The sequence below is a fragment of the Sphingomonas hankyongi genome (genome assembly GCF_023516575.1).
GTDB classification, from domain to species: Bacteria; Pseudomonadota; Alphaproteobacteria; order Sphingomonadales; family Sphingomonadaceae; genus Sphingomicrobium; species Sphingomicrobium hankyongi.
Genome location: NZ_JAMGBE010000004.1, coordinates 168,745 through 192,048 on the forward strand (window position 1 = coordinate 168,745; position 23,304 = coordinate 192,048).

The following is a 23,304-nucleotide window of genomic DNA, read 5'->3' on the forward strand; positions in this document are numbered from 1 at the left end:
ATGCCTTCCGTCCTGATCACTGGCGCAAACCGCGGCATCGGGCTCGAGTTCGCGCGCCAATATTCCGGCGATGGCTGGGACGTCATCGCGACGACGAGACAGTCGAGCCCGGAGCTCGATGCGCTCGGCGTCGGCGTCGAGACGCTCGAAATGGCGGATGCGGACGCCGTCGCCGCATTCGCAACCAAGGTCGCCCAACCGCTCGACCTCGTCATCGCCAACGCCGGCACCAACCATCCGATGCACGGAGAAAGCGCCGAGGACGCCCGCGCCTGGCAATCGATGATGATGGTCAACGCGATCGGGCCGTACATCCTGGCCAGCGCGCTGCTTCCCCACATGTCCGACGGCGGCAAGATGGTCGCGATCTCCAGCGGCATGGGCAGCATCGCCGACAATGGCGGCGGCTGGGTGCCCTACCGAACGTCCAAGGCTGCGCTCAACATGGCGTGGAGCTCCCTTGCGCTTCAGGCCCGTGGCTGCGGGGTCGCCTGCGTGGTCCTGAGCCCGGGCTGGGTGAAGACGCGCATGGGTGGCGCCGGCGCCGATATCAGCGCGGAGCAGAGCGTCGGCGACATGCGCAAGCTCATCGACCGCCTGGCGATCGGGGACACCGGCCGCTTCCTCCGCCGCGACGGGTCGGAGCTTCCCTGGTAGGTTGCCTTCGCTCGGAAGCGCCTCTATAGGCGCGCGCTTCCAAGTCATTGGAAACAGCAGGAACGGCCCGGCCGAAAGGGCTGCCGTGGCGGTTCGATAACTCGCTCCCCAAGGGAGCAAAGGAGAGAAAATGCCCAAGCTGAAGACCAAGAGCGGCGTGAAAAAGCGCTTCAAGCTCACGGCGACCGGCAAGATCAAGCATGGTGTCGCTGGCAAGCGCCACCGGCTGATCAGCCACAACGCCAAGTACATCCGCCAGAACCGTGGTACCGAGATTCTCGCCGACGCCGATACGGCGCGCGTGAAGGCTTGGGCGCCCTACGGCCTCAAGTAAGGAGTAGAGCACCATGGCACGCGTCAAAAGGGGTGTAACCACCCGCGCCAAGCACAAGAGGATCCTGGATCAGGCGAAGGGCTATTACGGCCGCCGCAAGAACACGATCCGCATCGCCCGTCAGGCCGTCGAGAAGGCCGGGCAGTACGCCTATCGCGACCGCAAGGTGAAGAAGCGGAGCTTCCGCGCCCTGTGGATCCAGCGCATCAACGCTGCGGTCCGCGCGGAAGGGCTGACCTACGGCCAGTTCATCCACGCCCTGAACCTCGCCGGCATCACGCTGGACCGCAAGGTCCTCGCCGACATCGCCATGCATGAGACGGAGGCGTTCAGCGCCATCATCGCGCAGGCGAAGAACGCGCTGGAGAAGAAGGCCGCCTGAGCCTTCTAGCTTTCAGGACTATTGAAGGGCGTCGGAAGCGATTCCGGCGCCCTTTTCCTTGTTGGGACTTGTCCGGATAGGAAAGCCGCCGCGCCCTGCTAGCCCGTCTGCGGAGGTCCGCATGAACCTTGCTTCCACCGTCGCGCTCGGCACCGCAATCATCCTCGGCAGCTCTGCGCTCGCCAGCGCCGAAACCCACCACTGGAGCTATTTCGGCAAGGAAGGGCCCACGCACTGGGCGGAGCTGAACGACCAGTTCAAGGCATGCGCCGCCGGCAAGAACCAGTCGCCGATCGACATCGACACCCACAGGATCCAGACTGCCGCCCTGCCGGCGTTACAGTTCGACTACCAGTCCAGCGCCCTGCACATCGTCGACAATGGGCATACGGTGCAGGTCAACCTGGATCCCGGAAGCTCGCTGGCGGTCGGGAAGGATCGTTATCAGCTGGTACAGCTGCATTTCCACCATCCGAGCGAGGAGCGGATCGACGGGAGGCGCGCCGATATGGTGGCGCACCTCGTACACCGCGACGCGGAGGGCCGTCTGGCGGTCGTCGCCGTGCTTCTCACGTCCGGCAAGCAGAACGACATGGTCGAGGCATTGTGGGACCATCTTCCGAAGCACAAGGATTCGGAGGCGAGCCCAAAGGGCGTGCGGATCGACCCGGCCGCGCTGATCCCGCCGAAGCACAGCTATTTCACCTACATCGGGTCGCTGACCACTCCGCCCTGCACCGAAGGCGTCCGCTGGCTCGTGCTGAAGTCCCCTCAGACGCTTTCCGAGAAAGAGATCGCCACGTTCGCGGCGCATTATCCCAACGACGCCCGGCCGATTCAGCAGCTGAATCACCGCAAAGTTCTCTCGACCAACTGATAAGCGGCCTATTCGTCGTCGAAAGCGCGCACCCGTCGCAGATGCAATAGCCGTCGCAATGTCAGCGACTTAACGCTCGGCCGTCTTCCATGAGATCGGTCGGGGCCCCTCATGCATCGCGTGTTTTTCGGTACTTTGTTGCTTGCTATTGTCGCGGCCTCGCCAGCTTCGGCGACGGGCCCTGCGGTCACGAGTGCCGAACGATTTCCGACTCCTTCTCCATTGCCCGATGGACCGGCACTGCCCGGTGACGAGGCGCTCGATTGCGCGTCGCTCTACGCCGAGAGCAAGTACCGCCTCGCGGAGAACAACAAACTCAACAAGCAGGCGCTCGACAAGACCTACGTGAAAGGGGCCGAAACCAAGGCGCTCGAGACGGTCGGCATGCTGGGCGGGATGATTCCCGTCTTGGGCAGCGTGGTCTCGATGGGCGCGGCGATGGGCCAGATGGCAACCACGAAGGCCGATGCGGAGCGCAATTACGGCGAAATCGACCGCAAGGGCGACTGGGCGCTGGATCGCATGGTTTACGTGTCGGACCTTTACCGCAAACGCTGCATCAGGGGAGCGAAGTGACCTCAATCCGCATAATGTGTCTCGTCGCATGGTCGACGGCTGCCCTCATTCCTGCCGCAGCTTTCGCCGCGCCCGCTACGCCCGCCGCCCCCGCCGGCGATCTGAGTGTCTGCGAGGCCCTGAACACCGAGATGGATGTCATCGGCAAGCAGACGGAAAAGCAAATGGTCGCGATGGGCGGTCGCATCGGCGAGATGGCCACGCAAGCGATTGCCGACAACAAGATGCACAATGCCATTCAGTCGCAGGTCGGGAAGTTGAACTGGGTCGCTCCCGGCCTGGGCACCGCGCTGGATTTGATCAATAAATCCGCGCGCGACGCGAAGACCAAGATGCGGGAGTTGCGAATGGAGCGCGAGCGCGTCGCCGCGACCCTCACCGTCGAGCAGGCGGTGTCCCGAATGGTCGCCTTGTCGAACGAGTTAATCCTCAACGATTGCGCGCAGCTTTAGCCCCCGGATCTGTCAGATCATCGTCCTGCATCCGCAACGGCTGGCATTGCCCATCGGTAGAAGTTACGATGGCTCCCTCCACCGCGCGCTGCCAATGAACAAAGAAAGCGGTCTCGAAACAGGGAGGTAGATCATGAAGTCCAGGGTGCTGAAGGCCTTGCCGCTGGTTGCTCTATTCGCGCTTCTCGGATGTGAGACGGACCCGTACGGGCCGACGCTGCTCGAAAAGCAATATTATGCCGGTTGCGCGACATCGCCTCCGGAAAATCCGGCCTGCGGACACCACTAAGCTTCAGCTCAATCCACCGGGGGCAGCTTAGATTGAAGGCGTCGGAAGCGTTCCGGCGCCTTTCGCCGCGCTTACCCTCTTTCGGGTGAGGGAACCGGCACGCTCTCGCAATAGCCCCCGGGGTCCATCGTCGAACCAGGGGCGCATTGCGCAGCCGGCGGGGCCGGCGCGGCCTGCGGTATTGGCACGGGTTGCGGCGGCGGCGGAAGCACTGGCGGCGGGGGTGGCGGTAGCGGAACGACGTAGACCGGCGGCGGCGGCGGAATCATCGCCGCGATGAATATGGTCGGCCCAGCGTAACCGTAATAGCCGCCATAATAGGGCCGGTAGGCGTAATATGGCCGATAGCCGCCATATCCCCAGCTCCGATAATAAGGACGAGCGATGTAGCCGTACGGACCCGCGTAGCGGCCCGCATAGCTGCGATAACCATAGCCATAATGCCGAGCGGCTGACTCGCCCGGAATGGAAATCAGCGCACTCGCCAGGACGAGCTTCGCTGCAAGAGACAAATGGCTGTGCACGCGGCACCTGCCTTTCTGCGCGCGCGTCTGGCGCGCGATGACGGAGCTCATCGTGCCGGTTGCGAAACGTCACAATCGGGGCATACCCCAAGATCAGGTGGCTGCCGTCAGCCCAGCAATTCGTAGGCAGGCAAGGTCAGGAATTCGACGAGGTCGTCCGACACGATCATGTCGTGCATCAGGCGGGCGGCCTCCCCAATGTCCGGGACCTCAGCGAGCAAGCCCACCTCCTCGTCGAACCATTGCTCGAACAGGTCGAGGGTGAAAGGCCGTCCGTCGTCGAGCGGCGCTTCGAACCGCAGCCACTGCCATAATTGGGTCCGGCAGATTTCCGCCGTCGCCGCATCCTCCATCAGATTGTAGAGCGGCACGGCGCCTTTGCCGCCAAGCCAGGCGGCGAGATACTGGACGCCGACGCGGATATTCTCGCGCGCGCCCGCCTCCGTGCGAGCGCCCTCGTGCAGCTGCAGCATCTCTTCGCGTCCGGGAACATCACCGGGCATCTTCGATAGCTGATTGGGACCCGCCATCGCTTCGAAAGCTTCCATCGCGACCGGGACGAGCGCCGGATGAGCCACCCAGGTGCCGTCGTGGCCATTGCTGACCTCGCGCAACTTGTCTGCGCGCACCTTGTCCATCGCCCCGGCGTTCGCAGCCTCGTCGCCTTTCACCGGGATGAAGGCCGACATGCCGCCCATGGCGAAAGCGCCGCGGCGATGACAGGTTGAAACCAGCCGCAGCGAATAAGCCGCGAGAAAGGCCTTATCCATCGTCATCAAGGATCGATCCGGAGTCAGGCGGTCTGCCGAGCGGCCCAGGCGCTTGATGTAGCTGAAGATGTAATCCCAGCGGCCGCAATTGAGCCCGACGATATTCTCGCGCAGCGCGTAGAGTATCTCGTCCATCTCGAACGCTGCAGGAAGCGTCTCGATCAGGACGGTCGCCTTGATCGTCCCGCGCTCCAGCCGGAGCTTCGCTTCGGCGTGAGCGAAGACGTCGCTCCACAGCGCCGCCTCCTCCATGCTCTCGAGCTTGGGAATGTAGAAATAGGGTCCCGAACCCTTGGCCAATGCGGCGCGAGCGTTATGCCAGACGGTCATGCCGAAATCGAAGAAGGCGCCTGCGACGGGCTCATGACCGACCGTCACATGCTCCTCGGGAAGATGGAGCCCGCGCGGGCGGACCATCAGCACAGCCGGATCGTCGCAGACCGCATATTGCTTGCCGCTGTCGGGGTCGGTGAAGCTTAGCCTGCCGAGCCAATAATGTTTGAGGTTCGCCTGCCCCTGGATCAGCTCGTCCCAGGTGGGGCTGGTCGCATCCTCGAAGTCCGCCATGAAGACCTTCGCGCCGCTATTCAGCGCGTTGATCAGCATCTTCGCGTTGGTCGGTCCGGTGATCTCGACGCGGCGATCCTGAAGATCGTTCGGTATGGATCCGATGGACCAGTCGGCATCCCGGATCTCGCGCGTATCCTCCCGGAAGTCGGGCAGATCGCCGGCGTTGAACCGATCCTGGCGGTCGAGCCGCCGGTCGAGCAGTTCGCGCCGCCGCGAGTCGAACCTTTCGTGGAGCTCGCTCACGAAATCGAGCGCGTCAGGCGTGAGCACGGCCCCCGCCCCGGGCACGCGCGACGGCTCCGCAACGACACGCGACTGATCGATGACTACGTTCACTGGCGCTGGATAGCCGGCTCGATGCAGATCGAATAGCGCTCGGTCGCTCCGCAATTGTCGCGGAAGGTCAGTCGCTGCCATTCCATGCGCGCCTTCACCTCATCGGCGAATGGGCCGCTGATCCTTTCGGTGCCCGGCTGAAGATCCCTGAAACGACAATCGGAATAATGGCCGCCGACAACCCAGTAACGCTGTCCCATGGCTATGCTCCTCCTCTGGTCCGCCCCTGCGCTCTTCACTCCGCCGGAATGGCGTGAACGACATGCTGTTCGGTCCTGAACTGCGCCGCCTCGGTCGATTCCCCGAGTGCGACGGTCGATGATTTGCCGCCGCTGACTGCCATTGCGATCGCGTCGAAATAGCCGGTGCCGACCTCGCGCTGGTGACGGGTGGCGGTGTAGCCGTCAGCCTCGCTCGCGAACTCGGCCTGCTGAAGTTCGGAATAAGCCGCCATGCCGCGATCGCGATAATCGGAGGCGAGCTCGAACATCGCATGGTTGAGGCTGTGGAAGCCAGCCAGGGTCACGAACTGGAACTTGTAGCCCATTGTGCCGAGCTCGCGCTGGAATCGGGCGATCGTGTCCTCGTCGAGCTTCGCCTTCCAGTTGAAGCTCGGCGAGCAATTGTAGGCAAGCATCTTGCCGGGGAACTTCGCGTGGATTCCCTCGGCGAAGAGGCTGGCTTCCTCCAGATTCGGGTGACTGGTCTCGAACCAGATCAAGTCGGCATGCTCAGCAAAGGCCAGCCCGCGCGCGATGCAATGATCGAGGCCAGTGCCGTCGGCGAGGCGGAAGAAGCCCTCGGGGGTGCGCTCTCCGGTGATGAATCGCCTGTCGCGTTCGTCGATGTCGCTGGTGATCAGCTTGGCGCTTTCGGCGTCTGTCCGCGCGACGACGATCGTCGGTACGCCGCAGACGTCAGCGGCTAGCCGCGCCGCGTCGAGGTTGCGGATGGCCGCCTGCGTCGGAATCAAAACCTTGCCGCCAAGGTGTCCGCACTTCTTTTCGCTTGCGAGCTGGTCTTCGAAATGAACGCCAGCGGCACCTGCCTCGATATAGGCCTTCATGATCTCGAAGCAGTTCAGCGGTCCGCCGAAGCCCGCCTCGGCGTCGGCCAGGATCGGCGCGAACCAGTCGCGGTTGGCCCCGCCCTCCAGATGCTCGATCTGGTCGGCGCGCTGCAGCGTCTTGTTGATTTTCTTGGCCAGCTCGGGACCGGAATTGGCCGGGTAGAGAGACTGGTCGGGGTACATCGCACCGGCCACGTTCGCATCGGCGGCGACCTGCCAGCCGGAAAGATAGATGGCTTCGAGGCCGGCGCGAACCATCTGCATCGCCTGGTTGCCGCTGAGTGCGCCCAGCGCCCGCACCGGCTCGTCGCGCTGCAGCAGCTCCCAAAGCTTGAGCGCGCCGCGTCGTGCCAGCGTATGCTCGACCGGGATCGACCCGCGCAGCCGCAGCACGTCGTCGGCGGAATACGGCCGCTCGATGCCGTCGAACCGACCTTGGGGAGCCGCTACTACCTGGCCGAAATCCGTCATGCGCTGTGCCTTTCGCTCGGGTTGTGAGGCGAAGAGAACCATAGCTTCTTGAAAACGATGCACGGAAAAGTGCGAATGTGTCAGGTCAAGACTTGTGAAGTTTGTAAATTCCTTCACAACATGACGAATGACCCCGCAACGCAAGCTCTTCCTGGGAGCCAGGCTGAAGCGCCTGCGGCGCGACCGCGGGCTCAACCAAAGCCAGATGGCGGATCAGCTCGGCATCTCCGGATCGTACCTGAACCATCTCGAACGCAACCAGCGACCGGTGACTGCCGGCATCTTGCTGCGCCTGGCCGAAGCCTTCGATGTCGATGTGAAGGCGTTCGCTTCGGAAAGCGCGGATAGCACCGGCGCGGGCCAGCTGACCGAAGTCTTTTCGGATCCGATCCTCGCCGACCTCGGCGTGAGCCGTCACGAATTGCTGGAGCTCGCCGACAATGCGCCCGGCGTCGCCGAGGGCATTGCCCGGCTCTACACGGCGCTACGGGAATTGCAGCGCCAGCCGGCCGATGCGGGGACGGGCGGCGCCGATCCACGTGTGCTGATCACCCCCGAGACCTGGGTGCGCGATTATATCCAGGCGCAGCGCAACCACCTCCCGGAGCTGGAGGAAGGCGCCGAGACGCTTGGCGGTGCGCTGAGCCATCCGCTGTCGCTCGCCGAGCCGCTTCGCCAGCGCCTGAAGGAAGCCTGGGGCGTCGAGGTCCGCGTCGTCGATCCCGAGTTCCTCGAGGACGCCAGCCAGCATTTCGACCAGCAGCGGCGGATCCTCATGATCTCCTCGCTGCTGCGACCCGAGAATCGCCAGTTCGCGATCGCCTACCAGCTCGCGCTGCTTGAGTTCGCACCGATCATCGCGCGCATGCTGGAATCGGCACGGCCGCCCGACCCTGGCAGCCGTCGGTTGCTGCACATGAGCTTCGCCAATTATGCGGCGAGCGCGATTCTCATGCCCTACGGCAAGTTCCTCCGCGCGGCCGAGGAGCACCGCTATGCCATCGACCGCCTCTGCTCTCAGTTCGGCTCCAACGTCGAGCAGATCGCGCATCGCCTGACGACGCTGGGGCGCTCGGGCGCGAAGGGCGTGCCCTTCTTCATGCTGCGCGTGGACCCGGCCGGGAACATCTCGAAGCGCTATGCGGGCGAGAGCTTCCCCTTCTCCCATTTCGGAGGGACATGCCCGCGCTGGCACCTGCACACAGCGTTTCAAACGCCGGGACAGACCATCCGACAACTGATCGAGACGCCCGACGCTCAACGCTTTTTCACGATCAGCCGCACAATAGAACGACCAATCCGCCCCGATCTCAGGGACGACGCGCTGCTCGCGATCGGCCTTGGTTGCGACGTGAAACATGCGCACCGCATCGCTTATGCGGATGGGCTCGACCTCACGAACACGCCGGCGACTCCGGTGGGACCCGCCTGCGCGATCTGCCCGCGGCTGCAGTGCCCCTATCGCGCGACGGCTCCCGCAGGGCGGATACTCGCGGTCGAAGAGAACCGTAAGACGATTTCGCCTTACCCGTTCGTCCCAAGCTAGGGAGCGACAGGCTCGCGCTCGAGCGTGCTGCGGTCCCATTTCGCGAGGCCGGCCGCGGCGTCGTAGCTGGACTGGAGGAACTCCCCCAGCATGCGGGCCGGGTCGGCGGACGCCCGGACATCGGCATAAGGCAGGACGAACTCGCCGTAGGTTTCGTCGAAACGTCCGTGAGCCACATCGGCCTCCCGAAAGCGGTCAGGCTCCGGGTAAGCGTAGCTGTAGAAGAACGCCTCCGCGGCCGTGGCGCCGCCGGCCCAGAAACCGGCGCTCGACACTTCATGGCTGTACGCCTCACGCGTGACCCGGTCGGGAAGGCCCGGCACCCCGCCCGGATGCGTCGGCGCCTGGCGCCCCGAAAAGCGGCTGACCGCGAGATCGAAGCTGCCCCACCAGAAGTGCACCGGGCTCGCCTTCCCGGCGAAGCCGGCGCGGAGTCGGGCGAAGACCGGCAGCATGGCCGCGATCGCTTCGCGAAAGCGCGCGGCGGAGTCGCGTTCGTAAAGGCGCGGCGCCGAATCGTCGGCAAAGGGAGTCGCGCCCTCGATCTCGCTCGGGGTCCCGTTGAACGTCGACGGCAGGCTGTGCCGGTCGAGCATCGCGATGAGCCGCTTGTGAAGGGCGGCGATGCTTCCAGCGTTCAAGGGAAGTTCTTCCCGTGTCTCGTCGCTCGCCCAGAGCACGATCGCGTGGCGGCACAGGTCCAGCGCGAGGGTGAAGGTGCGGCTGTCGCTCGCTCCTGTGGGCAGCGTCGACAGGCCGCGGGCGTTCGGCTGGAGCGCGACATGCCACCCGTGATTCATCCATGGAGCATGGGCGACGCGGATCTTGCCGAGCATCTGCGCGGCAAGGTGCAATACCGCCAGCGTTTCATGATCGCGCTCTACGCTGAGCTCTGGCCACTCGCTCATCGACATCGCCTGTAGCACGCCTTTGCATTTTGCGCCGCAGCGCGGCTAGAGCCGGTCGCAATGTCCGACGCACTGCTCGACCGCATTGCCGCAACTCAAAACCTGCAGGACCTGGAGTCCGTGCGGGTGTCACTGCTCGGCAAGTCCGGGGAAATCACCGCCAAGCTCAAATCTCTCGGATCGATGGATCCCGACACCCGCGCCAGCGAGGCGCCGAAGATCCACGCGCTGCGCGAGCAAGTCACGGATGCGCTGACCACTCGCAAGGCCGCGCTCGAGAATGCGGAGCTCGAACGCCGCCTTGCCGGCGAGCGCGTCGACCTCTCGCTTCCGGCGCCGCAGGCGCTGCAGGGCACGGTCCACCCGGTAAGCCAGGTGATGGACGAGCTCGCCGAAGTCTTCGCCGATCTCGGCTTCTCGGTCGCCGAGGGACCCGAGATCGAAACGCAGTGGTATAATTTTACGGCGCTCAACATGCCCGAGGATCATCCGGCGCGGGCGATGCAGGACACATTCTACCTGGAGCCGCGCGATGGCGAGGCGGAGCCACGCGTGCTGCGAACGCACACGTCACCGGTGCAGATCCGGACGATGGAGAAGACGCCGCCGCCGCTTCGGCTGATCGCCCCGGGCCGCGTCTACCGCTCCGACAGCGACGCGACGCACACACCCATGTTCCACCAGATCGAAGGGCTGGTGATCGACAAGAACATCACGCTCGGCCACCTCAAGTGGACGCTCGAGACATTCCTTCGCGCCTTCTTCGAGCGGGATGACATCGCGATCCGCATGCGTCCTTCCTATTTCCCGTTCACCGAGCCCTCGGCGGAAGTCGACGTCGGCTATTCGGTCGACAAGGGACGGCGGGTCGTCGGCGGGCAGGAAGGATGGATGGAAGTGCTCGGCAGCGGCATGGTCCATCCGCGCGTCATTGCCAATTGCGGCCTCGATCCCGACGAATGGCAAGGTTTCGCGTTCGGCACCGGCGTCGACCGGCTGGCGATGCTCAAATATGGCATGGACGATCTTCGCGCCTTCTTCGACGGCGATATCCGCTGGCTCAAGCATTACGGATTCAGGGCGCTCGACGTTCCGACCCTTTCGGGCGGGGTCGGCGCATGAAGTTCACATTGTCGTGGCTCAGGGATTGGCTGGATACGGACGCCGATCCACAGTCGATCGCGGACAAGCTCACCGCAATCGGGCTGGAAGTGGAAGGCATCCACAATCCCGCCGAGGCTTTGGCGGCGTTCCGCGTCGCGAAGGTCCTGACGGCGGAAAAGCACCCCCAGGCGGATAAGCTGCAGGTGCTGACGGTGGACGACGGATCGGGTGAAGCGATCCAGGTCGTCTGCGGTGCGCCGAACGCGCGCGCGGGCATGCTCGGCGTTTTCGGCCCGCCGGGAGCCTACATCCCCGGCAGCGACCTGACGCTCAAGGTGGCCGCGATCCGCGGGGTCGAGAGCCGGGGAATGATGTGCTCGGCGCGGGAGCTGGAGCTCGGCGAAGACCATGACGGCATCATAGAGCTGCCGGACGATGCGCCGGTCGGCACGGCCTATATCGACTATGCCGGGCTGAACGATCCAGTCTTCGACGTGAATGTCACTCCGAACCGGCCGGATTGCCTCGGCATCGACGGCATCGCCCGCGACCTCGCGGCGGCCGGAATCGGCCGCTTCCGGCCCCGCGCGTCGGCAGCGCTCCCGGGAGGCTTCGAGCCCGATCCGAAGGTGATCGTGGAGTCCGGTTCCGGCTGCTACGTCTTCTGGCGCCGCGTTATCAGGGATGTCCGCAACGGACCGAGCCCGGATTGGCTGCAACAGCGGCTGAAGGCCGTCGGCCTTCGTCCGATCTCGGCCCTGGTCGACATCACGAACTTCTTCTCGATCGACCAGGCCCGGCCGCTGCACGTCTATGACGTCAAGAAGCTGAAGGGGCATATCACCGCGCGCCGGGCGCGGGCGGGCGAGCGCTTCATGGCGCTCAACGACAAGGAATATGAAGCGACGCCCGACGATTGCGTGATCGCGGATGAAAGCGGCGCGATCGGCTTCGGCGGAGTGATCGGCGGCGAAAGCACCGGCGTCGACGAGAATACGACGGACGTCCTTCTGGAATGCGCCTGGTTCGATCCAGCGGCGATCGCCGCCACCGGCCGCCGCCACGGGATCGTTACCGATGCTCGAGCGCGGTTCGAGCGCGGAATCGATCCGATGAAGCTGTCATCGGCAATCGAGGATGCGGCGCAGATGATCGTTGAACTTTGCGGCGGAGAGGCCTCGGAACCGCGGATCAGCGGCGAATTCCCCGCGGAGGGCTATCCCAATCGCGACAATGTCGTGCCCTACCGTCCTGCGCGGCTGGCAGCCTTGGCAGGCATAGATCTTCCCGTCGACGAGCAGCGGGCAATTCTCGGGCGCCTGGAATTCCTGGCGCTCGACCCGAAGGATGGGGAAAGCTGGCTCAACAAGGGCCAGCAACAGGAGCTGGTCGAGAAATATGACCCGGCCTCTTACTGGTTCGTGCGCGCACCGACCTGGCGGCCGGACGTCGACGGCGAGGCGGACATCGTCGAAGAGATTGCGCGCATTCACGGCTTTGAGGATCTGCCGTCCACGCCGCTCGAAAGAGGCGACGGCGTCGCACGGCCGACCGCGACGCGAACGCAGCTCATGGAACGTCGCCTCCGCCGCACCGCGGCGGCGCGCGGCCTCGACGAAGCGGTAACCTGGAGCTTCGTGTCGGAAAAGGAGGCTGCGGCTTTCGGAGGAGGCGACTGGCGGATCGCAAACCCGATCAGCGAGGATATGAAGGTCATGCGCCCGTCGCTGCTTCCGGGCCTCATCTCCGCGGCCCAGCGCAACCTCAATCGGGGCGCGTCGAGCGTCCGGCTGTTCGAGATCGGCCGGCGCTATCTCGGCGACTCGGAACATGCGACGCTCGGCCTTTTGCTGACCGGCGACCGGACGTCGCGCGACTGGCAGACCGGTAAGGCACAGGATTTCGACGCGTATGACGCCAAGGCGGAAGTGCTCGCCCTGCTTGATGCCGCCGGAGCTCCAACGGCTAATCTGCAGGTGTTCCCGGATGCCGGACCGACATGGCACCCGGGCCGCTCCGCCACGCTGAGGCTCGGCCCGAAAACGATCGTCGCCTCTTTTGGAGAGCTGCATCCGCGCCTTGTCGCCGAGCATGATGCCCCCGGCGGAACGGTTGCGGCGGAAATATACACCGATGCGATCCCGGCCCAGCGCTCGGCCGGCCGGGCACGGCAGGCCTATAGTCCGCCGGCGTTACAGTCCGTCGTGCGCGACTTTGCCTTCGTCGTGCCCAGCGACGTCTCCGCCGATGCGCTCGTGCGCGCCGTGCGGGGTGCCGACAAGGCAAGCATCACTTCGGCCCGCGTGTTCGATCGGTACCTGCCAAAAGACGGCGACCTGAGCCTGGCGATCGAAGTCACTTTGCAGCCCGGGGACAAGAGCTTCACGGAAGCCGAGATTGCGGACATCTCCAGGCGGATCGTGGCCGCGGCAGAGAAACTAGGCGCCCAGCTCCGGAGCTAGCTCGAGTACGTTGATGGCAGCGTGGACGCGCGCTTCGATCTCATCGCGCTTCAAGCCTGCCGGGATGGCTTCTCCAATGTGGAAGGTGATTGTCCCGGCTCCCTTGCTAAGGCCCCTGCTCCACAGCTTCCCGCTATCGACCGCGACGGGGATCACCGGCAGGCCGAGGGCTCGATAGAGCCCCGCGAAGCCCGACCTCAAAGGCGGATGCTGGCCCGGCGGAACCCGCGTGCCTTCCGGGTAGATCAGGATGGCTCGATTGGCGGCGATCGCCTCCTTTCCGGCGGTCAGCATTTCGCGCAACGCCTTCGGTCCCGCTTCCCGATCGACAGGAATGACGCCCCATTGACGCGTCGCCCAGCCGAACAGGGGAATGTCGCTGAGCTCGCGCTTGAGGACGATCACTGGGAGGTCCGTAAGCCGAACCATCTCGAGCGTTTCGTACATCGCCTGATGCTTGACTGCGATCAGGCACGGGCCCGGCGGGATCGATCCTGTGACGCGGGTGCCAATGCCCAGCAGATGCAGGCAGAGCCAATGGTGGAAATCGGCCCACGCGCGAACCACGGAATGCAATGGCCGCTTGCCGAGCGGCAGGGCCGCGAAACAGCCGAGCACGAAGAATGCGGTCGCCGGATAGAAGATCGCCGCGAACAGCAGCGACCTGACCGCCTGCATCACAGATCTGCCCAGACCGCCAAGCGGCGAAGCACATATTTGTTATATTCGCCGAACAAGGTCAGGAAGCTCGGCTCGGAGCGGACGGCGTCCGGGACGATCCTGTATTTGGAGCTCAGGACCTTCCGAAACTCATATTCCGCGCGGCGCATGTGCCAGTCGCTGGTGATGAGCCGCACCGAGCCGAAGCGGTGACGAGCCAGCCAGCGCGACGCTTCCTCCGCATTGGAGCGCGTGTCCACGGATTCGCTGCCGAGGTCCACGCAGCATTGCAGCAATCGGCGACCGCCATTCAAACGGCGGCCCAGATCCGCTTTTGTGACGGCAGGATCCGCACCGGCGACGAGGACACGCCGGACCTTCCCTTCTCGCAGCACGTCGACTGCATGCTCGATGCGTCCGCTGCCGCCCGTGAGCACGACCGCCGCATCGGTTTGCGCAGCGCTCGCCTTCGCCGGCTTGCCCAGCGTGAAAGCGAACATCACGAAGCCGAGGGCATAAAGCAGCAGCAGGAAGGCGGCGGCACGTGCAATCACAATGCCTGCCGCAATGCTGTGAGAACGGCAGTTCGCGCAACCCATGTCGCCAGCGCGGTCAGGGCGAGGGGCAACAGCAAAAGCAGCATGATGTCGGCGAGACCCAGGCGCACGCCCCCGGTCAGTTCGCCCAAAGCCGTCGCACTGGCGGTAAATAGCAGCAGGACCGCAGCGGCAGCGGCAGCACCGGCGGCGCTGCCCACCAAGGCGTCGATCGCGATCTTGCGCTGGAACAATTGGGTGACCTGGACATCCGTCGCGCCCATCCCGTGCATCACGTCGATGGTGAAGCGATGCGTGTCGAGCGCTCCTCGCGCCGCGAGGACGACCGCGGCGGCGGCGGCGGCCGCAAGCAGCGCGACAAGTCCGAGCGCGAGCCACTGAAGCACGCGAAGCGAGCGCAATACCGGCCTGAGATTTTCGCGATGCGCAACAATCGTCGCATTCGGGGCCGCTGACTTCACTTGCCGCTCGACTGCCGCGATGTCGGCTCCCGCGGCCAGGTCGAAGCTGGCCATCGCCGGCACAGGCAGATCGGGATTGTCCGCCTCGCTCCCGAGCCACGTCTTCAGCGTGGCCCGCATGTCCGCTTCCGGGACGGCCTCGGCCCCGCTGACCCCGCGCGCCGAGCGCAATGCCGATATGACCGCGGGCAGGTTGCGCGCACCGTCCGGAACCTGGACCGAGTATCGATGCTCAGCCGACTTGGCGATCGTGCCGGCGGTGTTCGAGACGGCGAGTCCGGCCGCCGCGACCACGATCATCGAGAAGCTCATGATCGCGATCAGCCACGGAGTCGGACCGCTGACGCCCGCAGGGCGGCCGAGGATGCGACGCTGCGAGGACGAGGCGAAAAGCCAGCTCAACATCACCGCTGAACTTCCACCCAACCCGTCTGGGGCGGGTTCTTGAGCGCGCCGGTGGGGTCGACCATGGTCCCGCCCTCCAGCCGGATCATGTGCGCACCCGGCATTTCCTTGATCAGGCTGATGTCGTGCGTGGCGACGACGACCGTGGTCCCGAGACGGTTCAGGGCGGTGAACAGGTGCAGGAGCCGCTGGGCCATGTCCGCATCGACGTTGCCGGTCGGCTCATCCGCGACGAGGAGCTGAGGTCGGTTGATCACCGCGCGGGCGATCGCCACGCGTTGCTGCTCACCGCCGGACAGCGTTGGCGGACGGGCGCTCGATCGGTCGGCGAGCCCGACCCAAGCCAGCATTTCGCGTACCGGCGCTTCGACGTCGGCCTCGCTCGATCCGGCGATCCGCAGCGGCAACGCGACATTGTCGAAAGCCGACAAATGGCGGATCAGCCGGAAGTCCTGGTAGACGATGCCGATCCGTCGCCGGAACTCGGGCAAGGCCGCTCGCGGCGCATCGCTAATCTCCTCGCCGAACAACTGGACACGCCCGCGCGTCGGCCGCTGCGCCAGGTAAAGGAGCTTCAGAAGCGACGTCTTCCCCGCACCCGATGGCCCGGTCAGGAAGTAGAACCCGCCCTTTTGAAGACGGAAGTTGAGGTCGCGCAGGACCTCTGCGCCCGTCCCGTAGCGCAAGCCAACGCTGTCGAACTCAACTATCGCGGACAGACCTCGTCCCCCTTTTCCGCCGGCCGGTCTCGCTTCGGCATGGCCTCCGCCTTGCCATTGTGGCCGCATTCCTGTTTACCGTGAGATCACCGTCCCGGAAGAGGGCTTTTGCGTCGATGATCCTCACCTGCCCGAATTGCGGCACTCAATATGTGGTGAAGGACGGCGCAATTCCGCCGCAGGGCCGTCAGGTTCGCTGCGCTTCATGCAAGCATAGCTGGCATCAGGATCCGGAGCCCGGGTCCGGCGCGGACGATTCCCCGGTCGAGGAGCACGAGGCTGCCGAGCCGGAAGGCGAAACGATCGCCGAAGCCACCCTGATCGAGCCCCGAAGCGGCCCCGAAGCGGAAGAGCGCGCGTACGAAGAGGCGATGGTCGAGGAAAATGGGCCGGCTCCAGCCGTCGTGCCGGCCGAAGATGAGCCTGAAGAGGATCGGGCAACGGAAAGCTTGGCGGACGATCGCGTCGAGTTCCGCCCCGAACAGCCGCCGGCTGCCGAAGCGGACTGGCGCGAACCGCCCGATCCCGAGGCGCAGGACGACAGCTTCTCGCCTTTCCCGAACCGGCCGGAGAACCCGCCGCGGCGCGGCAGCGGGATAATCCGAGCGGTTCTCGTGGTCCTCGTTGTGGCCGCCTTGGCCGCGGCTTTCTGGTTTTTTGCGCCGCCTGAGTGGAAAGCACGTGTGGGCCTTGGTGTCGGAGGCGCCAGCCCGCTCGCCCTGGTGACCACGCACATGGACCGGCAGCGGCTGGAAAGCGGCAACGAGCTCCTCACCGTCACGGGACGGGTCATCAACCCGACGAGCGAAAGCCAGAGCGTGCCGCCCTTGCAGGCGCAGCTGAAGACCAAGACCGGGCAGGTCGTCTACAGCTGGACGATCGCCCCGCCCGCGCGGAGCCTGCCGCCTGGTGCAAGCGCCCGGTTCAACAGCGCCGAGGTAAACGTCCCCCCCGGCGGCGACGAGCTGACGATCAGCCTGGGCTCGCCGAAAGCCTAGATTATTCGAATTCGATGATGCGCGCCGCATAGGTCGCCTCGCCGATCCGCACCTTCGTGCGGGTCGTGGACGGCGTTTCCCCGGCAGTCGCATTCGTGAAATCGAGCCGAGCGGCGCGCAGGATCCGCACGCTTGCGGTAGCCTGGACGACCGGCGTCGCCGGAGCGCGCGGAGGTTGCTGCGCAATGCTCTGCGAAGCGAGGACGGCGGCGGCAAACCAGAACATGGCTTCACCCTAACGCCGCCGCGCGAATTTGGTAAAGAAAGTCTTAAAGCGGGTCCCGATCTGGGACGCGACCGGCGCAAGCCGTCGCGGCATTGCGTCGCTTATGGGGCTTTGCTAGGGGCCGCGCCTTGCCAGTGCCGGCTGTTCCAAGCCGGCTCATTTCATGACGTGCGGTCGTGGCGGAACTGGTAGACGCGCAGCGTTGAGGTCGCTGTGGCCGAAAGGCCGTGGAAGTTCGAGTCTTCTCGACCGCACCAATAGCAAATTGTAGCCGGGTTTCAGGGAGTTGCGGAGCCGCTTCCAGCCGCTGCGATGACCGCGATGGGGCTGACCGGGATGGACCCCAGCCGGACCACGCTCTTGTTCGGACCGATATCGATTCGAGCATCGATCATCGGCGAAATCTTCGCGGCAGCGGCGGATTCGGGTGCAATGCGCAACCCGTAGCTACCGTAGGGCACGCGTTCGAACAGGAAGAAGCCGTCGAAGTCGGTCTGAACGGTCGCGACGACCTTGCCTGCCTGGTCGACGAGTTCAAGCGTAAGGCCTTCGAACCCCAGGCCGCCGCTCTTGACGATCGCCCCTTCGACGTCGCCGCCGCCGACCAGGCCGATCTGCACGTCGACCGGAATTCCGGCGCGGGGCACGACAACCTGCAGCGCTTTGCGGGGCGTGAGGGTCGGATCCGATAGAGAAGTTTCATCGATGCCGATGGCCACGGGCGTATATGTGGCGAGGCCGGCCACCGTGGTCGCCCCCTTGGCGTCCGTGAGATGATCCGCCGGCCTCGTTCCGGCCGTGATCAGCGCACCTTTCTCAAGCGGCTCCGAAAAGTCGCGAACGCCATTGTCGTTGAGGTCGCGATAGACCGTCGCCCGCACCAGCCCTCCCTGCGCCAGCGGGGTCCGGGAAATCGAAAGGCCGTTCCGCGGATCGAGCGAGAAGTTGACGTTGAAGCCAAGCGCGACCGATCCGTCGGTCGCCGCCTCGCCGGTCAGCGCGATGGCCATGCTGTCGAGCCGTCGGATATGCGAGACGCGGGCTCGAGCGCGCTTGCTGTCCGCTTCGTATACCAGGTCGCCTTCCCAATCGACACGATCCGAGGCCGACCAGTAAGCCGACAGCTCCGCCGTGCGAAATTGCGCCTTGGGCGAAATGTCGAACGTTCCACCGCCTCGGAGCCGGACGTCGCCGATGCGCCCCGTTCCGATGACGCCCCAGTTGATTTCGGCGGGAGGTGGATCGGCGCCTGTCCCACTGTCCTTGCGATAGCGAAGATCGGTGGCGAGATTGAATCGGCTGAAATTGGCCGCCAGCCTGGCCGCAGCTTCGAGTTGGCGGGTGCCATCCTTGCGATCGACGAAATGCACGTCGGCGTGCGCAGGAAACACCGTCCGCCCGATCTTCAAGGGCGCATCCAAAGCGAGGCGGGCATCCCGCAAGCTTCGCTGACGCGTTCCCTGCAAATGAAAATCGCTTGCAATAATGGCTTCCGCGTTGACGTTGACGGGCCCGAACCGGCCGAGAATCTGCGCGCGGGCGGCCGTTCGGCCGCTCGACTCCCGAGCCGCCGACACTTCGACCATTGCGGGGCCGACCGACCGGCGAATGCTACCCTCGACGAATGTCACGCGCTCATCGTCGAGCAGCATCGTGCGCGCGAGGGCACCGACAGAAGTGCGGTCGTCGATTCCATGTTCGACGGACACCGCAGCCTGCGCCTTCGGAACGTCCGCGCTGACTGCGGTTTTGTGGAGCGCGAAGAGATCGTGGGCCGGCTGATTGAGCCCGGCCCAGTACCAGGTCTTCCCCTTGGGCACGTTCTCCTGCCCTACGTTGATCTGCTCGTCACGCGTTCGCACCTGCCCCTGGGGGCCGTACATCCGTATCTCGATATGGTTGTCGCCGTAGAGAAGCTGAACATCCTCAAACAGATAGCGCTGGTCGGAAGTGGGCTTCGCAAAAGCGAGGAGCTCGCCATTACGGTAGATCTCGGCTTCCCAGCCAACGGGCAGGTCACCTTCGAAGCGCGTTCGATCGAAGGCGGTCTGGGTAACCAGCGGACGGTTGGTCACCACGGCCCCGCGACCGCTGCTGCCCGCCCCCGTCAGCCGACTGTCGAAGCCTACAACATCGCCGACACCGAAATGAGTAGCTTTCAGCGGGCCTAGCAGCTGCGCATCGGGGTCGGAACGGAAGGCACGCACGCGGACGCTCTCCGGCATGCCCTTTTCATTGCTCGTATATTGGGCATCGTAGGACATGCGGGCGATCTCGCCGGCCGCATAGACCGACGTGCGGCGATCGATCCGCATACCGTCCTTGGCGCGGTAGGTGATGCCGCCGCTGACGACGAAGTCGAGAGCAGGGGCGCGCCACATTCGATAGGGCAATCGAATTTGCGGCAAGCCATTGAGGTCGAAAGACGCTTTCCTGATGTGCTTGGCGCGCTGCGCTCGCTCGGCCGCCAGCTCAACCGGAAGCTTCTGAGCCGATTCGAGCTTCAGGACCGAGCCCGACATCACCGGCTTTACGCTGATCCCGAACCATCTGCTCAACGCTGCGGTGTCGACGCACCATCCTTCGGGCGTCTCGCGCACCGTGCCCTCGGCGAGTTGCTCGCTCGCCTCGCCATAGTGCGCCGTGCGCGCCGCATAGTCGATCGCGATCCGGTTCTTCTCCGTGAAAGCCCAACCGCTGGCCCGCTTCGTGGCCAGGTCGATGCTGATCGGAACGTCGAGCGCAGTCAGAAAGTCGCCCAAGACGACACAGGCGCCCTCCGGCATCTGATAAGCCCGCACCCCATCCCCCAGGCGGAGCTGCCGAATGTTGACGTCAAGAAGGAACTGGGTGTCCGGATCGGCAGTCCAGGCGTCGGCCAACGCGCCCGGCGCCGACGCGCCGATGCCGCCGGCACAGAGCGCCAGCAGCACCGCCGCCTTGCGCAGCCATTTGCGGCCGCCGGTCATGACTGCCAGTCCGCGTTCCCCGGGTGCCTAGCGCAGAACTGCCTGGGTCTCGGCGATCACGCGCGAGCCGTCGTCATAAGTCTCGGCATATTGGACGGTGACGGGTCCGGCGAGCTCACCCTTGAAGCGATCGTCCACGGGTACGATCACCCGCCTTTTGCCGACTTCGGTATAGATCGCGACCGCTCGCTGCAGGGCGATAGGCTCCTTCACGCCCGGCTTCAGCACGCGGACCTCCCCGAAGGTCGAACGCGTGCCGTTGCGGCTGAGCTCGAGGGAAATCGCGCGTCCCGTAGCGCTTTTGTCGATCTGCACGTCGGAAATGCCCGCAGTCGCCTGCAAATTGCCGAGCCGCACGATCACCGGGATCGTCACGCCGTAGATCGGGCGCAGCTGGAAGCTGACTCCCTTCACCTGCTTGGCGGCTGCCTCGGCGACAACAGGCTCGGGCGGCGGCACCGCCCGGAACAACAGATGGATGCGATACTCGCCGTCCTGAATGCCCTGCGGAGCACGCGCGGCAATGCGAATGGCCTGAGGTTCTCGCGGGGCGAGCGTCACGCGCCGCGGCGCATAGACGATCATTTCTTCCGCCAGCTTTTCAGCTGCCGAAGGATCCTTCACATCCTCGAGGCTCCCGTCCTCCAGCATGCGCCGAAACTCGACCGACACGCGGTAAGTGGCCGGTTCCTCGCCAATGTTGTTGAGGATGATCTCGGTGCCTTTGCGACCGTCGAGGATGATCCGCGTCGGCGCCACGAGAAGGTCGCCAACACCCGCGCTGGCGGGTGTCGGCGACGCGAGTAGCGGCACTGCAAAGGCGAGCGCCATCGTCGTCCTGGTCCACAAGTTCATTGGAAGCGATCCCCCACTGGGCCCGATGCCGAGCCAATCGCTTCCGCTTTGGTCCAAAATGGTTGATTTTCGGTCAACCATGAATGTTTCAGGGAATCAGTAGTCGACCGTTACGTTGAAGGTGCCTTTGTAGACACCGCCTGCGGTCGTCGAGCTTAAGGTGATCCGGCCGCCGAGCGGAAAGTCGACGCCCTTGTTCCCGGAATTGGGAAGACTGACCGTACCCGGACTGTCGACGACCATTATGAGCGTCTGCGTATTGTCGGCCTGGTTCACCAGGGTCACGTTCGGCGCAGAGATGCGGACCGTCGTCCCGTTGGTTCCGGTCACATTATATTTCGCGACTGCCGTCGGGCCCGTGCACACCAGTGCGGCCGGACAAGTGAACACGCCGGCGCGGGAGATGCCGACGACAGCTCCGGAAAAAGCGCCCGTTCCTAGAGCGATGGTGCCAAGATCGAGATTCTGAAGCCAGGTGACCGTAAGCGGCTTCACCACCTGAGCGTTGACCTGCACGTTGCTGGTCGCTGCATGCGCGGGGCCGGCGGCAACCGCGGCCACCACACTGACGGTACTGAGCCAGAGCGTAGCAAGGCCGCGCACGATTCCCCCCTCGCCCGAGACGGACGACACCAGCCGTGCGGGTACAACCGGAATGGTTTATTTTCGGTCAACCATGGTCAATTCGAGCGGGCAGTAAAAAAGGGGCCGCCGATTAACGGCGACCCCCCCTTGCCTTCCAGCGGTCGTTCGAACCGCCTTCAACGCAACGAATTACATATAGTCAGCGGTGACCGCGAAGTTGCCCGTGTAGACACCGTCCGGCGTCGCCTCGGTAAGGTCGAACTCGCCGCCGATTGCGACGTCAACGCCGCTGTTGCCCGAGTTGGGGAGCAGCACGTCGCCGGCAACTCCCGAAGGCGCCAGGTTGTTGGCTGCAAGCAGGCGGACGGTAATGCTTCCGCCGCCGCCCACGCGATTCATCGTCACGTTCGGCGTGCTGACATGAACCAGCTGGTTGTTCGTGCCCTTGACGTTGTACGAGGCGACCGAAGTCGTGCCCGAGCAGGTCAGCGGCGCCGGGCAGACGATCGGGCTGCCGTTGAAGGGAACGCGAACGGTCGCCGTGAACGGATTCGTGTCGAGCACGATGTCGGCGAAGTTCAGGTTCGTGTTGTTCCACGTGATGCTGAGCGGCTTCAGGATGCGGGCGTTAGCCGTCGCCTGAGACGTCGGCGTAGCCGCCTGGGCCGGAGCGGCCGTGAAAGCGAGAGCAGCGACGGTCGCGGCGACCGACGTCATGCGAAGAAGAGTGCGCATCGAATGTTACCCCACTATTGGTTCCAGTTGCCGGCTGTCCTGACTTCAGTCCGGCCACCCGTGGCGCTGCTATTAACCCTGCCCGCTTACGGCTTCCCTCAAGGCTGTGGTTAATGGCGAATTAGGCTTTCCGCCGAATTGGACCCGATGGTCAGAGGTACTCGACGGTGATGGGCAAATCCCCGCGGAAATCGCCTTCGGCGTCGCCCTCGACGCGAATGCGCCCCCCGAAACGGAAGCTCAGCTGACCTGCCGAATCGAGCCGCGGCAGAGCGGCAAGATCGGTGACGATCTGGTCGAACGTGATCCGCCCGCCATTCATCGAATAGAGCTCCACGCGTTGCGGCATCTCCACGCGCACCGCGCGACCAGGCTCACCGTGTATCGCCGCGCTGCCGACCATCGCCCGCCCGGCAATGGCAGCGATCGCGCCTTCGGTGCTGGTCGTGCCGTCAGGGCGGATGAGCGCGGAGCCGCCACCCTCGCCCGCAAGTATCAATCGATCGAAATCGAGGCGCGTCTCAATCTCCAGGCGTACCTGGGAATCGCTCGATATCGACGGGGCCGAGGTAGTCGGGCGATCGCACAAGCGGCATTGCGCCCGCGACGGCGAAATGCCGGCGCAGGCTGCGGCAAGGGCCGCGATCCCGAGAGCAAGGACTTTCGACCGGCTCATTCCTGCCGCTCTATGCGGCGCAGGCTAAGACAGGGTTAATGGCCCGCTAACGCGACTCATCGGCCCGCACGGCCTGTCGCGATAAATTGCGCCTATTGTCGGTAGCGCTCCGACTTTCTATCCCCTCGCCG

Annotated in this window: 26 protein-coding genes and 1 tRNA gene; 12 read left to right on the plus strand and 15 right to left on the minus strand. The window is 64.8% G+C overall.

Annotated elements, in window-relative coordinates; all coding sequences use genetic code 11:
- The 7 genes from LZ538_RS12590 to LZ538_RS12620 all read left to right on the plus strand — a co-directional run bounded on the left by LZ538_RS12590 (window position 1) and on the right by LZ538_RS12620 (window position 3,567).
- Window positions 1–657, plus strand: a complete 657-nt coding sequence (locus tag LZ538_RS12590; RefSeq protein ID WP_249832372.1) for an SDR family oxidoreductase — start codon at window positions 1–3, stop codon at window positions 655–657.
- Between the two features lie 130 nt (window positions 658–787).
- Entirely contained in the window at window positions 788–991 is a 204-nt protein-coding gene (rpmI, locus tag LZ538_RS12595; protein ID WP_028968696.1) for a 50S ribosomal protein L35, read from the plus strand.
- Between the two features lie 13 nt (window positions 992–1,004).
- A complete protein-coding gene (gene rplT, locus LZ538_RS12600) occupies window positions 1,005–1,373 on the plus strand; it encodes a 50S ribosomal protein L20 (RefSeq protein WP_249832373.1) in 369 nt (122 codons plus the stop codon).
- Between the two features lie 121 nt (window positions 1,374–1,494).
- A complete protein-coding gene (locus tag LZ538_RS12605; RefSeq protein WP_249832374.1) occupies window positions 1,495–2,250 on the plus strand; it encodes a carbonic anhydrase in 756 nt (251 codons plus the stop codon).
- A 111-nt stretch (window positions 2,251–2,361) separates the two neighbouring features.
- Window positions 2,362–2,826, plus strand: coding sequence for a hypothetical protein (locus tag LZ538_RS12610; protein WP_249832375.1), 465 nt, complete (start codon window positions 2,362–2,364; stop codon window positions 2,824–2,826).
- Window positions 2,823–3,278 (plus strand): hypothetical protein, encoded by a 456-nt coding sequence (locus LZ538_RS12615; RefSeq protein WP_249832376.1) that lies wholly within the window; start codon window positions 2,823–2,825, stop codon window positions 3,276–3,278. The genes LZ538_RS12610 and LZ538_RS12615 overlap by 4 nt, the downstream gene beginning before the upstream one ends.
- A 133-nt stretch (window positions 3,279–3,411) precedes the next feature.
- Complete coding sequence (locus LZ538_RS12620; RefSeq protein WP_249832377.1) at window positions 3,412–3,567, plus strand: hypothetical protein; 156 nt, start codon at window positions 3,412–3,414, stop codon at window positions 3,565–3,567.
- Window positions 3,568–3,638: 71 nt separating this feature from the next.
- Here the strand turns inward: LZ538_RS12620 and LZ538_RS12625 are convergent, their stop codons facing one another.
- Genes LZ538_RS12625 through aceA form a run of 4 tightly spaced genes read right to left on the minus strand, consistent with a single transcriptional unit; the run spans window position 3,639 to window position 7,307 of the window.
- Entirely contained in the window at window positions 3,639–4,142 is a 504-nt protein-coding gene (locus LZ538_RS12625) for a hypothetical protein (protein ID WP_249832378.1), read from the minus strand.
- A 56-nt stretch (window positions 4,143–4,198) separates the two neighbouring features.
- Complete coding sequence (gene aceB / locus LZ538_RS12630) at window positions 4,199–5,767, minus strand: malate synthase A (protein ID WP_249832379.1); 1,569 nt, start codon at window positions 5,765–5,767, stop codon at window positions 4,199–4,201.
- On the minus strand, window positions 5,764–5,967 hold the full coding sequence (locus LZ538_RS12635; RefSeq protein WP_249832380.1) for a DUF4170 domain-containing protein: 204 nt from the start codon (window positions 5,965–5,967) through the stop codon (window positions 5,764–5,766). Before LZ538_RS12635 ends, aceB begins: the two co-directional genes overlap by 4 nt.
- A gap of 35 nt (window positions 5,968–6,002) precedes the next feature.
- On the minus strand, window positions 6,003–7,307 hold the full coding sequence (gene aceA, locus LZ538_RS12640) for an isocitrate lyase (protein WP_249832381.1): 1,305 nt from the start codon (window positions 7,305–7,307) through the stop codon (window positions 6,003–6,005).
- Between the two features lie 127 nt (window positions 7,308–7,434).
- Here aceA and LZ538_RS12645 point away from each other — a divergent pair, with 127 nt between their 5' ends.
- The gene (locus tag LZ538_RS12645; RefSeq protein WP_249832382.1) at window positions 7,435–8,853 is read left to right on the plus strand and encodes a helix-turn-helix domain-containing protein; all 1,419 of its coding nucleotides are present in this window, start codon (window positions 7,435–7,437) and stop codon (window positions 8,851–8,853) included.
- Here LZ538_RS12645 and LZ538_RS12650 read toward each other — a convergent pair.
- Window positions 8,850–9,761, minus strand: a complete 912-nt coding sequence (locus LZ538_RS12650) for a DUF5996 family protein (RefSeq protein ID WP_249832383.1) — start codon at window positions 9,759–9,761, stop codon at window positions 8,850–8,852. The two genes, LZ538_RS12645 and LZ538_RS12650, sit on opposite strands and share 4 nt — an antisense overlap.
- Before the next feature lie 60 nt (window positions 9,762–9,821).
- On the opposite strand from LZ538_RS12650, the gene pheS reads away from it, so the two are divergent.
- Window positions 9,822–10,883, plus strand: a complete 1,062-nt coding sequence (gene pheS / locus LZ538_RS12655) for a phenylalanine--tRNA ligase subunit alpha (RefSeq protein WP_249832384.1) — start codon at window positions 9,822–9,824, stop codon at window positions 10,881–10,883.
- Window positions 10,880–13,327: a phenylalanine--tRNA ligase subunit beta gene (gene pheT, locus LZ538_RS12660; RefSeq protein ID WP_249832385.1), complete on the plus strand. Its 2,448-nt coding sequence runs from the start codon at window positions 10,880–10,882 to the stop codon at window positions 13,325–13,327. Before pheS ends, pheT begins: the two co-directional genes overlap by 4 nt.
- Here the strand turns inward: pheT and LZ538_RS12665 are convergent.
- From LZ538_RS12665 to ftsE, 4 genes are read right to left on the minus strand one after another with little or no spacing between them, the layout of a single operon-like run.
- Window positions 13,304–14,005, minus strand: coding sequence for a lysophospholipid acyltransferase family protein (locus tag LZ538_RS12665; RefSeq protein ID WP_249832386.1), 702 nt, complete (start codon window positions 14,003–14,005; stop codon window positions 13,304–13,306). The genes pheT and LZ538_RS12665 overlap by 24 nt on opposite strands.
- The gene (locus LZ538_RS12670; RefSeq protein ID WP_249832387.1) at window positions 14,005–14,541 is read right to left on the minus strand and encodes a YdcF family protein; all 537 of its coding nucleotides are present in this window, start codon (window positions 14,539–14,541) and stop codon (window positions 14,005–14,007) included. The genes LZ538_RS12665 and LZ538_RS12670 overlap by 1 nt, the downstream gene beginning before the upstream one ends.
- A complete protein-coding gene (locus LZ538_RS12675; protein ID WP_249832388.1) occupies window positions 14,538–15,410 on the minus strand; it encodes a cell division FtsX domain-containing protein in 873 nt (290 codons plus the stop codon). The genes LZ538_RS12670 and LZ538_RS12675 overlap by 4 nt, the downstream gene beginning before the upstream one ends.
- Window positions 15,410–16,129 carry a cell division ATP-binding protein FtsE gene (gene ftsE / locus LZ538_RS12680; protein WP_249832481.1) on the minus strand — a complete coding sequence of 240 codons (720 nt, stop codon included), beginning with the start codon at window positions 16,127–16,129 and terminating at the stop codon, window positions 15,410–15,412. Before ftsE ends, LZ538_RS12675 begins: the two co-directional genes overlap by 1 nt.
- A gap of 116 nt (window positions 16,130–16,245) precedes the next feature.
- On the opposite strand from ftsE, the gene LZ538_RS12685 reads away from it, so the two are divergent.
- The gene (locus tag LZ538_RS12685) at window positions 16,246–17,127 is read left to right on the plus strand and encodes a zinc-ribbon domain-containing protein (RefSeq protein WP_249832389.1); all 882 of its coding nucleotides are present in this window, start codon (window positions 16,246–16,248) and stop codon (window positions 17,125–17,127) included.
- 1 nt (window position 17,128) lies between these two features.
- On the opposite strand, the gene LZ538_RS12690 is transcribed toward LZ538_RS12685, so the two are convergent.
- The gene (locus tag LZ538_RS12690; protein WP_249832390.1) at window positions 17,129–17,353 is read right to left on the minus strand and encodes a hypothetical protein; all 225 of its coding nucleotides are present in this window, start codon (window positions 17,351–17,353) and stop codon (window positions 17,129–17,131) included.
- Between the two features lie 170 nt (window positions 17,354–17,523).
- On the opposite strand from LZ538_RS12690, the gene LZ538_RS12695 reads away from it, so the two are divergent.
- Window positions 17,524–17,610, plus strand: a tRNA-Leu gene (locus LZ538_RS12695).
- 21 nt (window positions 17,611–17,631) lie between these two features.
- Here the strand turns inward: LZ538_RS12695 and LZ538_RS12700 are convergent.
- From LZ538_RS12700 to LZ538_RS12720, 5 genes are all read right to left on the minus strand, one after another.
- Complete coding sequence (locus tag LZ538_RS12700; protein WP_249832391.1) at window positions 17,632–20,322, minus strand: MSCRAMM family protein; 2,691 nt, start codon at window positions 20,320–20,322, stop codon at window positions 17,632–17,634.
- Window positions 20,323–20,349: 27 nt separating this feature from the next.
- Window positions 20,350–21,177 (minus strand): fimbrial biogenesis chaperone, encoded by an 828-nt coding sequence (locus tag LZ538_RS12705; RefSeq protein ID WP_249832392.1) that lies wholly within the window; start codon window positions 21,175–21,177, stop codon window positions 20,350–20,352.
- Window positions 21,178–21,273: 96 nt separating this feature from the next.
- Entirely contained in the window at window positions 21,274–21,780 is a 507-nt protein-coding gene (locus LZ538_RS12710; RefSeq protein WP_249832393.1) for a DUF4402 domain-containing protein, read from the minus strand.
- A gap of 171 nt (window positions 21,781–21,951) precedes the next feature.
- Complete coding sequence (locus tag LZ538_RS12715) at window positions 21,952–22,497, minus strand: DUF4402 domain-containing protein (protein ID WP_249832394.1); 546 nt, start codon at window positions 22,495–22,497, stop codon at window positions 21,952–21,954.
- Window positions 22,498–22,648: 151 nt separating this feature from the next.
- Window positions 22,649–23,173: a DUF4402 domain-containing protein gene (locus LZ538_RS12720; protein WP_249832395.1), complete on the minus strand. Its 525-nt coding sequence runs from the start codon at window positions 23,171–23,173 to the stop codon at window positions 22,649–22,651.
- Window positions 23,174–23,304: the final 131 nt, after the last annotated feature.